This is a genomic window from Pseudanabaena sp. lw0831, assembly GCF_016584665.1.
Lineage (GTDB): Bacteria > Cyanobacteriota > Cyanobacteriia > Pseudanabaenales > Pseudanabaenaceae > Pseudanabaena.
On the sequence record NZ_BBJB01000016.1, the window covers coordinates 81,428 to 97,180 of the forward strand.

General features: G+C 41.7%; 11 protein-coding genes. 7 read left to right on the forward strand and 4 right to left on the reverse strand.

Features of this window, described 5'->3' with window-relative positions:
- Window positions 1-8 precede the first annotated feature (8 nt).
- Together APA_RS03490 and rpsN are read left to right on the forward strand one after the other, a co-directional pair.
- Complete coding sequence (locus APA_RS03490; RefSeq protein WP_201320927.1) at window positions 9-1,037, forward strand: DMT family transporter; 1,029 nt, start codon at window positions 9-11, stop codon at window positions 1,035-1,037.
- A 381-nt stretch (window positions 1,038-1,418) separates the two neighbouring features.
- Window positions 1,419-1,724 carry a 30S ribosomal protein S14 gene (rpsN, locus tag APA_RS03495; protein WP_103666575.1) on the forward strand — a complete coding sequence of 102 codons (306 nt, stop codon included), beginning with the start codon at window positions 1,419-1,421 and terminating at the stop codon, window positions 1,722-1,724.
- Window positions 1,725-1,832: 108 nt separating this feature from the next.
- On the opposite strand, the gene ppsA is transcribed toward rpsN, so the two are convergent.
- Window positions 1,833-4,265: a phosphoenolpyruvate synthase gene (gene ppsA / locus APA_RS03500; RefSeq protein ID WP_201320928.1), complete on the reverse strand. Its 2,433-nt coding sequence runs from the start codon at window positions 4,263-4,265 to the stop codon at window positions 1,833-1,835.
- A gap of 363 nt (window positions 4,266-4,628) precedes the next feature.
- On the opposite strand from ppsA, the gene APA_RS03505 reads away from it, so the two are divergent.
- Complete coding sequence (locus APA_RS03505; protein ID WP_201320929.1) at window positions 4,629-6,341, forward strand: diflavin flavoprotein; 1,713 nt, start codon at window positions 4,629-4,631, stop codon at window positions 6,339-6,341.
- Window positions 6,342-7,144: 803 nt separating this feature from the next.
- Window positions 7,145-7,438, forward strand: coding sequence for a hypothetical protein (locus tag APA_RS03510; protein ID WP_103666579.1), 294 nt, complete (start codon window positions 7,145-7,147; stop codon window positions 7,436-7,438).
- 11 nt (window positions 7,439-7,449) lie between these two features.
- Here the strand turns inward: APA_RS03510 and APA_RS03515 are convergent, their stop codons facing one another.
- The 3 genes from APA_RS03515 to APA_RS03525 all read right to left on the reverse strand — a co-directional run bounded on the left by APA_RS03515 (window position 7,450) and on the right by APA_RS03525 (window position 11,384).
- Window positions 7,450-8,106, reverse strand: a complete 657-nt coding sequence (locus APA_RS03515; protein ID WP_201320930.1) for a phage tail protein — start codon at window positions 8,104-8,106, stop codon at window positions 7,450-7,452.
- Between the two features lies 1 nt (window position 8,107).
- A complete protein-coding gene (locus tag APA_RS03520) occupies window positions 8,108-9,247 on the reverse strand; it encodes an AAA family ATPase (protein ID WP_236579390.1) in 1,140 nt (379 codons plus the stop codon).
- 151 nt (window positions 9,248-9,398) lie between these two features.
- Window positions 9,399-11,384: a HAMP domain-containing sensor histidine kinase gene (locus APA_RS03525; RefSeq protein ID WP_201320932.1), complete on the reverse strand. Its 1,986-nt coding sequence runs from the start codon at window positions 11,382-11,384 to the stop codon at window positions 9,399-9,401.
- A 229-nt stretch (window positions 11,385-11,613) separates the two neighbouring features.
- Here APA_RS03525 and APA_RS03530 point away from each other — a divergent pair, with 229 nt between their 5' ends.
- The 3 genes from APA_RS03530 (at window position 11,614) to APA_RS03540 (ending at window position 15,738) form a co-directional block, all read left to right on the forward strand.
- Window positions 11,614-12,819 carry an NAD(P)/FAD-dependent oxidoreductase gene (locus APA_RS03530; protein WP_201320933.1) on the forward strand — a complete coding sequence of 402 codons (1,206 nt, stop codon included), beginning with the start codon at window positions 11,614-11,616 and terminating at the stop codon, window positions 12,817-12,819.
- A 70-nt stretch (window positions 12,820-12,889) separates the two neighbouring features.
- Window positions 12,890-14,494: a hypothetical protein gene (locus APA_RS03535; protein ID WP_201320934.1), complete on the forward strand. Its 1,605-nt coding sequence runs from the start codon at window positions 12,890-12,892 to the stop codon at window positions 14,492-14,494.
- A gap of 89 nt (window positions 14,495-14,583) precedes the next feature.
- Window positions 14,584-15,738 (forward strand): ABC transporter ATP-binding protein, encoded by a 1,155-nt coding sequence (locus tag APA_RS03540; protein ID WP_201320935.1) that lies wholly within the window; start codon window positions 14,584-14,586, stop codon window positions 15,736-15,738.
- Window positions 15,739-15,753: the final 15 nt, after the last annotated feature.

Genomic DNA, 15,753 nt, shown 5'->3' on the forward strand with positions numbered 1-15,753 from the left:
GACATGCAATGACTCAAGAATTTTCTGGAATTTCTAATTCTCAAAATCGTAACGTTGGTCGGTGGTTCCTCGCGATCGCCACTCTCATATTTGGCGCTTCTAATGCGATTGCCACGAAATTGCACGATCTAGGTGATGCACACCTGATTGATGGCAGAAATCCGATTTCCTTTTGTAATAGTCTATTTGTTGGAAATATCTGCGAATTAGGCATCTTAATCTTCTTATACCATCGAGAATGGAACTTGAAAGAGATTAGGAAAATCAAATTAAAAGGTTGGCTTTTCCTAACCATTGTTGCCATTCTAAGTGGTGCATTGGCTCCAGCCTTGATCTTTACCGCCCTAGACAGAACTGCAATCAACAATGTGATTTTAGTTAGCAGAATTGAGCCAGTTCTAGTTTTAGCTTTATCGTTTTTAATTCTCAAAGCCAAAATAAATTCTTGGAATATCGCGGGCGCGATCGCGACCGTTATTGGCGTTGCTTTAGTTATTCTGCTTCAGTCAGGTAGTAGCTTAGTATTTTACAGTGGCGAGGTTTTAACTGTCATTGGTGCAATTATTTTGGCGATCGCTTCTACAATTAGTGATGTTTATCTGGTCAATATTCCTCTAGGCTTTTTTAGGGTTTTTAGGACGTTAATTGGCACTTTAGTCTTTGGCACAATCGTAATCGCGCTATTTGGCTTTGAGCATTTTACCGATGTTTTTTCACCTTTTTTATGGCAATGGATTCTGATTTATAGCTTTGTAATTGTTATTGGCGGGCAGTTATGCTGGATAATCGGCTTAAAAAAATCTACTTCTATCGATATTACTTTAGCTAGTGCTTTTAGTGCAATTGCGGGAATCTTATGCTCCTACTTTATTGTTGGACAGTCTCCCAATGCCGCTCAATATATTGGTGGTGGATTCATTCTTCTAGGAATCATGCTTGGGGATGTAGGCGCATGGATGCAGGATAAAAAAGCGAAGGGAACCCAAACTCATTCTGCGATCGCTATTGATATGGAAGCGGGATTCAAAGGGGTATAGCCCACATTACAAACCCCAAAAATGTTGCGGCGGGCTTTTCGCCCACCACAACATTTTTGAAGTCAATTATTTTGTGGAAGTCCCTTAGAAGCAGTCCAAAATGCTCAAGAAGTGATTGAACTGCTAGTAGAAACTGCCTTAGAAAAAGGTGAAACATTGCCCAAGCGCCAAAAGTTTCAAGAAATTCCAATTTTACAAGTTGCATAAAGTAGAACGATCGCGCGATCTCAAAAAATTGCTCATGTCGGGGCGATCGCCTAAAAAAATTATGAAATGAAAAATTATGCTCTATAAGTTAGCTATTTAGGTTATGATCGGTAACTGTCGCGAATTGTATTAAATTTTTAGACTTTTACCTCTACATCACCTGATAGAACAGCAATGGCTAAGAAAAGCATGATCGAGCGCGAGAAAAAGCGCACCAAATTAGCTGAAAAGTATGCAGCTAAACTCGAAGCACTTAAAGAAAAGTTTGCCAGTCCTGAACTGACACAACAACAAAAAGTTGCTGTCCACCGTGAAATCCAACAAATTCCTCGTAATGCCAACCCTACTCGCCACCGCAATCGCTGCTGGGCAACTGGTAGACCCCGTGGCTATTACAAAGATTTCGGCTTGTGCCGTAACGTTTTGCGTGAAATGGCTCACCAAGGCTTATTGCCAGGCGTAGTTAAATCTAGCTGGTAATTTTTGGGAACAAAAAAGCCGTCACCAACTGGTGACGGCTTTTTTGTTGCCCAAAAGATGAGAGGCGGCGCTTTGCGCCGCCTCTCATCTTTTGGGGTTTAGCAATAATTATGCGATCGCTAGCATTGTCTTCAGCACAGAATCAGGGTTGAGACTGATTGAATCAATGCCTTGCTCGACAAGGAACTTCGCAAATTCAGGATAATCACTGGGCGCTTGACCACAGATACCGATCTTGCGATGGTTTGCCTTAGCTCTTTGAATGATCGTGCGAATCATTGATTTCACAGCTTCGTTACGCTCATCGAAGATATGCGCGACTAGAGACGAGTCCCGATCTAAGCCGAGCGTCAACTGCGTGAGATCATTAGAGCCAATCGAGAAGCCATCGAATACCTGCGAGAACTCATCCGCCAAGATCACATTACTGGGGATTTCGCACATCACATAGACTTCGAGACCATTCTCTCCACGTTTCAAGCCATGCTTTGCCATCTCGGCAATCACCTTGCGCCCTTCCTCAGGCGTGCGACAGAAAGGAATCATCGGAATCACATTGGTTAAGCCCATATCATCACGGACACGCTTCAGGGCTTGGCATTCCAAGCCATAGGCTTCGCGATATTTCGGATCGTAGTAGCGCGATGCACCGCGCCATCCGATCATCGGATTTTCTTCCACAGGTTCAAAGGCTCGACCGCCGAGCAGATTAGCATATTCATTGCTCTTGAAGTCAGACATCCTCACTACGACAGGTTTGGGATAAAAAGCGGCTGCGATCGTGCCAATGCCGTGGGCAAGTTTATCAACAAAGAAATCAGCTTTGTTCTCATACCTTGCAGTCAATTGCGAAATTTCCCATTTCGCAGCCTTGTCTTCAAGGGTGTCAAAATTAATCAATGCTAGAGGATGCGCCTTGATGTGATTGGCAATGATAAATTCCATTCTCGCCAAGCCCACGCCATCGCAGGGAATCGAGGATAAACCAAAAGCTTCTTCAGGATTGCCCACATTCATCAGGATCTTGGTGGAAAGCTTGGGCAAATTATCGAGAGAAGTCTCGACAACTTCAAAGGGAACTAGACCTTCATAAACCTTGCCTTCTTCGCCTTCGGCACAGGAAATCGTCACTTCTTGCCCCGTCTTGATCACACCTGTGGCATTACCGCAACCAACGATCGCAGGAATACCCATTTCTCGCGCAATAATCGCCGCATGGCAGGTACGCCCACCTTGGTTGGTGACGATCGCACTAGCCTTTTTCATGATTGGTTCCCAGTCAGGATCGGTCTTGTTCGTAACTAGCACTTGCCCCGCTTGGAAATCTTCAATGTGATGCACTTCTAGAATCACATTAGCCTTGCCTTGACCAATCATCTCACCGACAGCACGACCAGTAATCAGAATATTGCTAGAGCCATTCAGTTTGTAATTCTTGAGAATGTTGCCAGATTTTTGCGATTGCACCGTTTCAGGGCGGGCTTGGACGATAAATAATTCGCCAGTTCTGCCATCCTTCGCCCATTCAATATCCATTGGTGACAACTTACCACGTACTTCCGAATAGTGATCTTCGATGATGCAAGCCCATTCTGCGAGTTTGAGAATCTCATCGTCGGTAATTGCAAACTTGACGCGCTCGGAAACTGGGACAGGAATGTTCTTGGTTAGCTTACCGCCGCCAATGTCATAGACCATCTTGATTTCCTTTGTGCCGAGACGCTTTTCGAGAATCGGGCGAAAACCTTGTTTGAGTGTGGGTTTGAATACAAAATACTCATCGGGATTGACAGCGCCCTGCACCACGTTTTCACCTAAGCCATAGGCGGCAGTAATCAGTGCTGCATTTTTAAAGCCTGTTTCGGTGTCAATGGAGAACATCACCCCAGAAGAGGCGAGATCGGAACGCACCATTTTTTGCACACCGACGGAGAGCGCAATATCGAAATGGTCAAAGCCATTGATGGTGCGATAGGAAATCGCGCGATCGGTGAATAGCGAGGCAAAGCAGCGATGGCAAGCATCTACAACTTCGTTAGCGCCATAGACATTGAGATAGGTTTCCTGTTGTCCAGCGAAACTGGCATCGGGTAAATCTTCGGCTGTGGCACTAGAACGCACGGCAACATCAGCTTCTTTACCACAGGACAATTCGCAGTCGCATAGTTTCTGGTAGGACATGGCGATCGCTATTTGCAGATCTTCAGGAAATGGTGTACTGAGAACCAAAGCACGAGCCATACGACCGCGATCGCGCAGGTTATTCATATCCTCAATATCAAGATCGGCAAATAGTTCGCGCAATTTTGCTTCCAAGCCAGCCTTCTCAATGAAATAACGGAAGGCATAGGCAGTGATGGCAAATCCATTAGGAACACTTACTCCCTTGGGTTGAAGCTGGCGAATCATTTCCCCTAGAGAAGCATTTTTCCCACCCACAAGGGGAATATCAGCAATTCCCACTTCTTCAAACCAAAGTATTAATGCTTGTTCTTTGGGAACAGTTCTGGATAGTTCTGAGGCAAAAGTTGAGCTAGTCATAATGATTTAACTCCCTAACCACATTAGTGATTAGATCAATTCAAGAATCAAGATGGGTCAAGGGTAAAGCCTGAAATACTAATTAAGAACCTAACAACTGACTCATTGGTTAATGCCTAAGATCAAAGCTTTATACATTGGTATAAATACCTTGAGACCCCTGACATGTCCTAATTATATCTATTGTGAAAGCACCAAATTTGATCGGTAATACATTTGTTCATCAAGCTTTGCAAAGATTGACATTGTTCAATATTTCTCATTTGCCTGATAAGAACCATGAATCAAATTATGTAGTAGCGGTGATCGCTTGGTCGCTATGATTAAGAATGAGCCTTTTGTAACAGTTGAGAGAATGCGATCGTGACTAACACTAAGCCCCGTGATGTACAAGCAATTTATATAGCTGACGAAACCTTTGCTCTGCGATCGCGTAGTTGGAATCGCTTGCGGTTTGAAATTGAATATGCTCTCGAAAAAGGGACAACTGCAAATTCATTCTTAATTCAAGGAACCTTGCTAGCGCTGATCGATCCTCCTGGAGAGACTTTTACAGCAATTTATTTAGATGAATTGCGTAAGCGCATTAACATTGGCGATATCAGCTATGTGATTCTTGGTCATGTTAACCAGAACCGCATTGAGACATTAAAGGCTTTGCTCAAAATTAATAGTCGCATCACCTTTATTTGTACTAATCCAGGGGCGATCGCTTTACGTCAAAGCCTAGAGGAAACATTCGGGGAAAATCTCAAAATTCAAGTTGTACGTGGTGAAGAAACCCTCGATCTTGGTAAAGGTCACATTCTCAAATTTATTCCCACTTCTACACCTCGTCATCCTGACGAGCTTTGCACATACGACTCGAAAACACAGATTTTATATACAGATAAATTTTTTGGGGCACATATCTGTGGCGATCAGGTCTTTGACGAGGGTTGGAGTCATCTATTAGGCGATCGCCGTTATTATTTCGATAGCACAATGGCTAACCAAGTCCGCCAAGTTGAGGCAGCCCTCGATAAGCTAACCGATCTGCCTGCGGTGTTTTATGCTCCTGGACATGGGCCGATGTTGCGCTATGGGTTGCATGAGTTGGTCAATCTCTATCGTCAATGGAGTGAAGCGCAGAAACAGCAAAATATTTCTGTAGCATTGCTCTTTGCTTCGGCTTATGGCAATACGACGACGATCGCTAATGCTTTGGCAAGAGGTATCACTAAAGCAGGAGTTTCTGTCGAGTTAATTAATTGTGAAACCGCCGAACCAGAAGAGATCAAAATTGCGATCGAAAAATCGTCTGGTTTCTTAATTGGTTCGCCAACCTTGGGTGGACATTTACCAACACAGGTGCAAACGGCTTTGGGCATAGTTTTGTCTACGGCGACTAAGAGCTATCAAGCAGGTGTATTTGGCTCCTATGGATGGAGTGGCGAAGCTGTAGATCTTATTTCTGGAAAGCTAAAGGATGCTGGCTATACTCTTGCCTTTGAGCCGATTCGGATTAAGTTCACGCCTACCGAAGCAACTTTACAAGTTTGTGAAGAGACAGGAACTGATTTTGCCCAAGCGTTGAAGAAAGCCAAAAAAGTTCGGACAACACTCAATCCCGGAAGTACCGTGGAGCAAGCTGTAGGGCGAATTGTTGGTTCTCTATGTGTACTAACAGTCAAACATGGTGAAATCTCAACGGCGATGCTTGCATCTTGGGTATCGCAAGCTTCGTTTAATCCTCCAGGCTTAACGATCGCAGTTGCCAAGGATCGTGCGATCGAGACTTATTTATTTGAAGGCGATCGCTTTGTTTTGAATATTCTTGAACAAGGCAAACAACTTCGCAAACACTTTATGAAAAAATTTGCACCTGGGGAAGATCGTTTTACAGATGTACAAATTGAAGAAACAGAAGGTGGTCTAATTTTGCCAGATGGATTGGCATATTTGCAATGTTGTGTTGCACAACGGATGGAATGTGGCGATCACTGGATTGTCTATGCGATCGTGGAGAATGGCAAGCTATTGCAATCTAATGGCTTAACGGCAATTCACCACCGCAAAACGGCTAGTAATTATTAAAAAGAAGAAAGCGCATTGCGGTTTCTTCTTTTTCTCTGGGTGAAACTTTGCGATGTTATACCAATTCACAAAAGGGTGACAACACTTCTGTGAATTAAAAACCAAACCCTGTAAGGTTTTTAAAAACACAAAATGGCTGCGCCACTTTGTGTTTTGGTATTACTAGTGGGTTTGTTTCCTCGCCTTCGGCGAGGAAACAAACTTCTGCCTGAAAAGCGAACTAGAAATCATTACTTGATTGATCGGGATTTGATGGATTATCAGAAGATTGGTCTGTTGAAGAGCTAGTATTTTTAAAGTGAGTACTTACATAATCTTGTAAATGTGGGCGAAGTACATTTGTGGCGGTGAAACCAAAAATCCCCCCTCCTAGACCACCACCAATTGCTGCGCCAATTATTCCAAATTTTGAACCCGAAGCAGCCAGAATTCCTAACGCAAATAGACTTACCCAACTTTGCCAATGTTTGAAAGCATATTTTTTGTAGCAAAATTGCCATGCCTCTTTTGTCTGTTCTGGTTATAGATCTTGTAACTCTGGGATTTGATTGATTGTCCAGAAAATTTGCATAATTTTTACCTCACACTTATTATGTCTTGCCAATTTCAGCGACATAATTATATCGACATAGCAGGAATGCAATTCTATTTATACTGAACAAAGATTCAATATCTATACAAATTTTTACATGGGAATAGAACAGTTTATTTATTTTCTATGTTTCTTTAGATACGGCTTTTTTGCCTATGTCGAAGATAAATTCAAGAACGCTATACTTGTCTAAACAGGAGATTATTTTCATATGGAAACAAACCAAACTCTTAGCTTAATCCTTGGGGCGATCGCACTTGGTGCAGCTATCTGGGCAACTTCTGCAATTTTAGAACTTTTGGCTAAGTTGGTCGGTAAATTTGCGATCGCAACTATATCACTTGTATTAGTAGCAATTTACTTAAAGGTTTATGTTGGGGTGGATATTTGGCAAAGCCTAGTAGATTTTGGACAAATTGTTATTGCCACAATTGGACAGTTAGTAGATGCAGTTTCTTCGCTGTTTTCACAAGCAGGATCTGTGGTTAATGAACTGACTGAATAACAATCTTTAAATCATGATTCTTCAGGGATTTCAATATTTCGCTTTGCAAGTTCTTCTATAAAGATTTTCAAGCTAGGATTTTCTGGATAAAGTTTTAATAAGGAATTTTGATTAGCATATTCCATAGAAATCCTTTGGTAATACCTATGATCTTTCGGCTTAAAATTTGGCAACCCTCGCTTTAGGATATTGAGGCAATCATCAATTTCTTCTTTTTTATCTGGAATGCATAAAGGAAGTAGCCAGCATTCTATGGAGTGAACTGCGATCGCAAAAATGATCTTGTCTGCATACTGGTTATAGAAATCTTCCCCAATTAACTCTCTAAATTTGTTTACTACTTTTGCTATTAATTGTTCAGGTGTTAGTAATTCTCCATTTTCATCATAATGAGGAATATTAAGTTTAGGCTCTGAAGATATATCAGTATCTATATGAATAATGACATATTCATTTTCTTGAAAAGCTTGTTTAAATTGTCTTGACTGACAATATTTAATAACTCTTGTCCAACCTGCTGGAGGTTCTTTTGTATTAGGTATAGAATCCCTAGGCTGAAGCCATGTAGGTTTGATATCTGGGTTATTGAAATATCCAGCCAAGATATTAGTAATAACTCTCTTGTCATTTGCCCCTTCAACTATTCCTGCAAAAGTACGTTTTCTCATATTAGAAATTATCTGGTAAGCCCCCAATGTAACCATTCATAAAAGCTTCTGATAATGGTACAGGATCTTCATCTTCTAATGGTTGTGGTGCAAATATACGTTCTGCTTTTGTATGACCATAAATATTTCGATAAATAGTGAAAAGTCTTTGCTCATCGTCAGTCAGATCTAGTCCATCTAGAATTGCAGGATTATGAGTGGTAAATATAACTTGTTTATCATATTTTTTGGCTAGTTCTACTAATTCTTGGATTAGCCTTGTACATAGTTTAGGATTTAGAGCATTTTCGATGTTGTCAATTGCAAAAAAATTAGGTGTATCGTCACTGACAAATAGAGCAAAGTAGAACATCAAAAATAGAAAGCCTTCATTAGAACTTATTTGATTAAAGTAAGGTAACTCTTTATCTAAGTAACGATCTTTAATTTGAATAGTTCTTTCTATATCTGAATCTTGATGTATTTTGAAATCATCAAACCAATCAATAAATTCAAGTCTTTGTTTAATCTCATTGATTCTTTCTGGAGTATTACTTAAAACTCTTAACAGCTTCAGTAATCCTTCTCCCTTTGTACCCAATGGTTGAACTTGCCCTTCTTCTTTAAAAGTACGTAAAGCGGAATTTTCAGGAAGGAAAATAACAAAATCTTTTATGAATTTCATTCTTTCTTTTGTCCGAGCAGATAACATATTAAATATTTGATTTACCCGAAATGAAATTTCATCAGGAGAAATTTTATCAGGAATTAGATTGACGATATCAATATCTTCCTGAACTTTATTAAGATCAGGTACTTCACGCAAAATATATTCCCAAGGAGAATAATCTTTATTCCTATTTTGTATTGCAAAGCTTAATCCAAATTTATCGCCTTTTTGTAGGTTTATTTTAATCTCTTTAGTGATATTCTCCTTATCAAAAGCCGATCGCATAAATTCTGGCTCAGTAACTCTAATCCCTCTAGGAGCCAAAAACTCATTGTCTAACTTGTTACCAGCCGCCGCGCCAGCTAATGCGATCGCTTCTAAAATATTGCTTTTACCACAGCCATTTTCACCAATAAACACATTAACCCGCCCCAAACCGATCTTGAGACTTTGGATGGACTTGTAGTTCTCGATTTGAACTTCAGTAAACATAGGTTTATGACAGCAGGCATGACTTTAGCTATAGCTTAGCACTCAGCTTGCTTAACAGGCTAATACCAATTCTCAAAATGGCTTTGCAATTTTGAGAATCAGAAAATCTTACTGGGTTAGTTATATGCCTAACGAAAAATTCAAAATACTTCTAAAAGTAATTTATTGGTAGCAACACTTCAAATTCAGTCCCAATCGTGACATCACCATTGTTATTTAGATAGGGCGATCGCAACACAATTTTACCTTGATGCTGCTGAGTAATGATTTGATGGCAAATTGCTAAGCCCAAACCAGTACCATGTCCTTGCCCTTTGGTAGTAAAGAAATTATCAAAAATACGATTTTGGATTTCTTTGGGAATTCCCATCCCATTATCCGCAACTTTAACCGATATCCATTTACGATTATCGATTTCAGCGATCGTGGACGTGATCATCATCAAGGGTTGCCATGTGATTTCTGTATCAACTTTGACATTACTATGCTCAGAGTGAGCATTTTCTTTGGGGATAAGATCTTCACGTTGCCTGATTAAATCAGGATGAGATTTTAAATCAACCAATGCATCAAGAGAATTACTGATCAGATTCATAAACACTTGGATGAGGCGATCGCTGTAGCCATTGATTTTGGGCAGTTCGATATAGTTTTTGACGATTTGGACATTTCTAATTCTGCCACTAAGAATCGTTAAACTACTCTCTACGCAGTCAATCAAACTAATCGCCTCTGGATTTGCATGATCTTCCATATGTGATAGAGATTGCAAAGTGTCAACCAGTCGGCGCAGATACCTTGCACCCGATTGGATACTCTTCACAACCTGCGGCAAGTCAGAACGCACAAAATCCCAATCTACTTCTTCAAGGGTTTCACTAATTGTTGTTGCGGAAGTTCCATATTCTTTCTCATATGCTCTCAAAATCTTCATCACCCCTTCGATGTAAGTTAAGAGACATTCTGTATTGCCATAAATCGCTGATACAGGATTCCGAATATCGTGAGACACCTCAGCCACGATTTGCCCCAGACTTGCCATTTTCTCAGTTTGGAACATAGTCGTTTGCGTCTGCTCACGCAGTAGCTTGGTGGCTAGTTCATGAATGTGAGACTGCTCTAGTAGTAGATCGTGAACATCAAGCACAGAGTAAGTATCTGCCTCTAGACGAACAATCACAGGCTCATAAATTTCATCGTTAGGTCGTCCCAGAGCTAACTGAGATGCCATCACAATCGAGGTATTGCCATGTAATTCTAAGGTTTCTACAGGAACTTGCTCATAGAGAACTCTCAATGGTCTTTTGGTAAACAACTCAAGAGCGTAGGGGCGACTCAGGCATTCTAAGAACCTGCGACGAGACAACATACCCACATATTTGTCTTGCTCAAAAACAATGATTGCAGGCAGCAAGGGATCATCTTTAAAAATCTGTCGAGTAAATTCTCCTGTTTGGGATAAATCAACTTTGGTATTGGACAAATTCAATTCAGAAATTGTAGAGTCTAGAGCTAATTGACGCTTTGTACTTTTTGGTGATAAATCATTGCTTGTATCATTTACAGGCTCACTTGCCATCACCATTAAAGGAATCATTGCCATCTTGCGGGCTAACTCTTGAGTAGCTGTTTGCCTGATGTTCTTGCCCTTAACTGCGCCTTTGTCTGGTTGATACTGCTGCAACTTGAGATTGCTAATTGCAGTGTTTAATGCTTCTGGTTTAACCTCTATGTCTAATGCTTGGGCAGCCACCTTAAAAGCAGAATTTAAATTTTCTAGAGATATCTTTGGTAATAAATCGATCGCACCACGACGGATTGCCCAGCGCTTCTCCACTTCCTTGATTTGAGTTTGGCGAGGATTAACCAATAAAACTTTTAACTCAGGCGCATGATCGGCACACCATTTGCAAAGCTCAGTAGCAAGTAACGAAGTGCCACCACCATATCGAATGCCGATATCGGAAATAATTAGTTGTGGTAAGCTTTGTTTCGACTGCCGTTTTTGATCGAGCAGTTTAAGTAAATCTTCGGTTTCAGAAGCTGCCCATACCTCTAGATGATGTGATGACAGGGCATTGTGCCACATCAGGGATTCCTCTGCTGATAGCTGAGCCAGCAAAACTGATTTGACCATGCAGCCCCCAAGAATATAAATAATAATGAATATCCATTATCGGATGGTGATATGTGTGTTTGCAAGGGGAAATAGATAACCTAGGGTTAACCAAAAGTTAATAAGTAGCTAGGCACAATTAAGTATAAAAAAAACAAAAACTGTACCGCCCGCGTAGCGGGCGGTACAGTTTTTAGCTCTGGTTTTCTAACCTTTGCGATAAGATGGAAAAAACGAATTGGATTTTCACATGACACGAATTTGTATCCTTGGTGGTGGTTTTGGCGGTTTGTATACTGCGCTCAATCTCTCGCGTCTACCTTGGGCGGTCATGCCTGAAATAATCCTGATCGATAAAAGCGATCGCTTCTTATTTACGCCATTTCTCTACGAACTAGTCACGGGAGAAATGCAAGAGTGGGAGATTGCGCCAACATTTGCCGAATTACTCGCTGATACTGGTATTCAGTTTCTCCAAGGTCTAATCACCAATATCGATTTTAAGTCAAAACAAGTAGAAGTAAATATTGGACAAAGGACAACATTGGCATACGATCGCCTTGTTTTAGCGATCGGTGGTGAAACGCCGATGAATCTTGTCGATGGGGCTTTAGAATATGCAATTCCATTTCGTAATCTGCATGACTTCTATCGCCTTAACAGCAAATTGGAACTATTAGAAGCATCTAATCGTGACAAGATTCGAGTCTGTATCGCGGGTGGTGGCAGCAGCGGCGTAGAACTCGCCTGCAAAATTGCCGATCGCCTCAAGGATCGCGGTCGAGTCCGCCTAGTCGATCGCAATGATAAAATTTTAAGCAACTCTACAGATGCAAATCGCAAAATCGCTGAACTTGCCCTCTCAAAACGTGGGGTCTGGACTGATCTAAATACCAGAGTCTCACAAGTAAATGATGGTGAAGTTACGCTTGACTACACCGATGGAAGTGATACCTTACCCGTTGACATCATTTTATGGACAGTGGGTAGCACCTTTTCTAAAATGCTCCAAAATCTCCCAGTTGAACATAGTCGGCAAGGGGCGATCGCCACGGAGACAACCTTACAAGTTAAGGGATATGCCGATGTATTTGCGATCGGTGACTTAGCAAGTTGTTTTGACTCTAATTCTAGTCTTGTCCCCGCTACCGCTCAGGTCGCCTTCCAGCAGTCCCAGTATTGTGCTTGGAATGTTTGGGCTAGCCTTAATCAAAAAACACTGGTTCCCTTTAGTTATATTCCCCTCGGCGAATTTATTAGCTTAGGGATTGACGGAGCAACTGCTTCGATTTTTGGTAAGTTCAGTATTGATGGACTGCCAGCCCATGTGATGAGGCGGCTAGCCTATTTACTAAGGATGCCAACTTCTCAGCATCAATGGAAGATAGGAACACACTGGTTGACTAAACCTTTGATTGAGATGTTCAGAAAATCTGTAAATCACCCAAACCCGTAAAGTTGTGCCCCTGCAGGGCACAACTTTACGGGTTTGGGTGTATCCACTGGCGATCGCAATAAAATAACTTATGAATCATTCTCCATCAATTTCCCCAGAAGCAATATCTTGGCTTGATCGCATTGGCAACTGGAATCCGCAACTATTGCGGGAGATTCGCGGCAAACTAAAATTGCGAAATCTGATCGTTGGGATCGGCTTATCTTTGCTATTCCAGATCCTGCTACTTTTGTTCTACAGTCAACGCATACCCAATGAAGATTGCTATGCCCAAATACGCGGGTTTGGCTGCACGGTCTCTTGGCAAGTTTGGTGGTTAGAGCAGTTTCGGTTTATTACTTGGGCTGAGCCATTTATTTTGTTCTTGATAGGTGTGTATAGCCTAGTTGCGGATCTCTCGCTGGAAGACTATAAAGGCACTCTCAACTTTATTCGCATTAGTCCGCGTTCGAGTATCAATATTCTGATGGGAAAGATTATGGGTGTGCCATTGCTGGTTTACATCTGTATTGGACTATCGATCCCTTATCACCTGACGGCGGCGATCGGCGCAGGTGTGCCGATCGCATTTTTATGCAGTTTTTATGTATTGATGATCGGCACTGCATTTCTATTATTTAGCGCCTCACTATTGCTAGCTTTACTGAGTGGCTGGCAAGCCAAGTTTGGCGGACAGGTATCCGCAGGCGCTTTGTTATTTTCATTTGTTACCTTTATCTGGTTTGCTCCTGCTTTCATGTGGTGGAACATTTTCACCACATGGAGTCCGTACGGTAAATTCTTGGTAGGCGGACGGATCAATCCTATTCAAGCGGAATGGTGGTATTTATCAATTACATCCAATGTCTGGACTTCACATATTTTCACAATTGCGAATTTGGTGATTTTGAGTTTAGCGATCTGGCGCATTTTAGAAAGGCGCTTTCATAATCCCAATGCCACTTTAGTCAGTAAAGGTCAAAGCTATGTCGTAACTACATATTTGCAGATTCTGATGTTGGGCTTTTGTATGCAGTCGAGTTTTACCATTGCAAAATCTACAAACTCTTTAGAAATACAATTAATTTTATTACTGCTGATTTACATTGCTAATTTATTCTTGTTTTTAGCTGCGATCGCGGCTTTAACCCCGCAAAGACAAGCATTATTGGACTGGGTGAAATTTGGAGCATTATCGACTATAGAAGATCATCCATCTGGATTTGGCTATATTTTACGCGATCTGATTTGGTCAGACAAAAGCCCTGCCCCGATCGCGATCGTCCTCAATCTTGTATTTACCCAAGTGCCAATTTTGATCTGGGTAAACTCTTGGGGTGATTCAAGTATGCGAGGCAGAGCCATGGTAGTGTTAGCGTCCTTTACAATCTCGATACTTTTGATTGCCCTTATTTCCCAACTAGTTTTATTTCTGAAGACAAGAAACCCTTCAGCATGGGTAACAGGGATAATTTCTGCGTTAATTTTTTTACCAGTTTTGATTATGCTGAGCCTATCGATTAGCCCCGATCGCTATGCTGGTTTGTGGCTATTTTTTGGATATCCTTGGTTAGTTGTGTCAAACATCCAACTTTCCGATATTATCTTGGCATTCGCTGGGCAAATTTCTGTAATAATTGCGCTGACATTACAACTAATTTATCAGCTCCAACGCGCTAAAATGCGAGAGACTTAATGACTCTGATTTTAGTTTGGCGGCGGCGCAGTTAGAGAAAAGCTAAAATTCTGATTTTTAAAGATTAGTAGACGTTTGAGCATCACAACATGGCACAGTCAACCACTGCTAAAGAGATCATCTCCTCTACGGGGACAGTCCCCGATGTAGAGCTACAGCGAGTATTTAAAATGTTCGGGGCAAATAGCGTTGTCCAAGGTGTCGATCTGCAAGTGCAGAGAGGTGAGCTTTTTAGCATATTAGGTCCATCGGGTTGTGGCAAAACGACTCTACTACGTCTGGTTGCAGGTTTCGAGGAGCCATCAGCAGGTGAAGTGCTGATCCAAGGCAAACCGATGACCTATATACCCGCCTATCAGCGACCTGTAAATACAGTTTTCCAAAGCTATGCTCTTTTCGGGCATATGACCATTTTTGATAATGTTGCCTTTGGCTTATCAGTGAAAGGAGTTGCTAAGCCAGAAATTCAGCAACGGGCGAAGGATGCGCTAAAACTAGTAAGGCTTGACCACATGAGCGATCGCTATCCTAGTCAAATATCTGGTGGTCAGCAGCAACGGGTTGCCCTCGCTCGCGCCCTTGTTAACCGCCCTAAAGTAATTTTGCTAGATGAGCCATTAGCGGCGCTTGATTTTAAACTCCGCAAAGAACTGCAAGTAGAACTGTCCAACTTACAGTATGAGCTGGGTATTTCCTTCATTATGGTTACCCACGATCAAAGTGAGGCTCTGGCGATTTCTTCAAGAATTGCGGTGATGAATCAAGGACGCATTGAGCAAATCGGCACACCATCAGAAGTTTACGATCGCCCGTCTTCAGCCTTTGTAGCAGACTTTGTGGGCGAAACAAACTTGTTTGAATGTCGGGTGATTGAGCAAGATGGTGCGTTTGTGGAGCTACGATCATCCACTGGTTTAGCGATCGTCGCTGCAAAGCCTAGACATTGGCTGCCGATTCCTGAAGCCGTAGTCAGTGTGCGTCCAGAAAAAATAAAGCTCTCTACCGAATATCCGAACCAGCCCTACAATACCTATCGCGGTATTCTCAATAATGTCCTTTATCTGGGCGATCACTCCCAGTTTGTGGTGGATATTCATGCTAGCGAAAATGTTCCACCTGTCAGAGTCATACTAGTACGTTCTAATCACCAAGGCGAGAAGACTCCTCCCTTTGATAGTCAGGTTTATGTTTCATGGGTGCCTGAAGATTGTGTGGCTCTTCCCAAAACTACAGTTGCGACCTAAATTCTCCTAAATTTT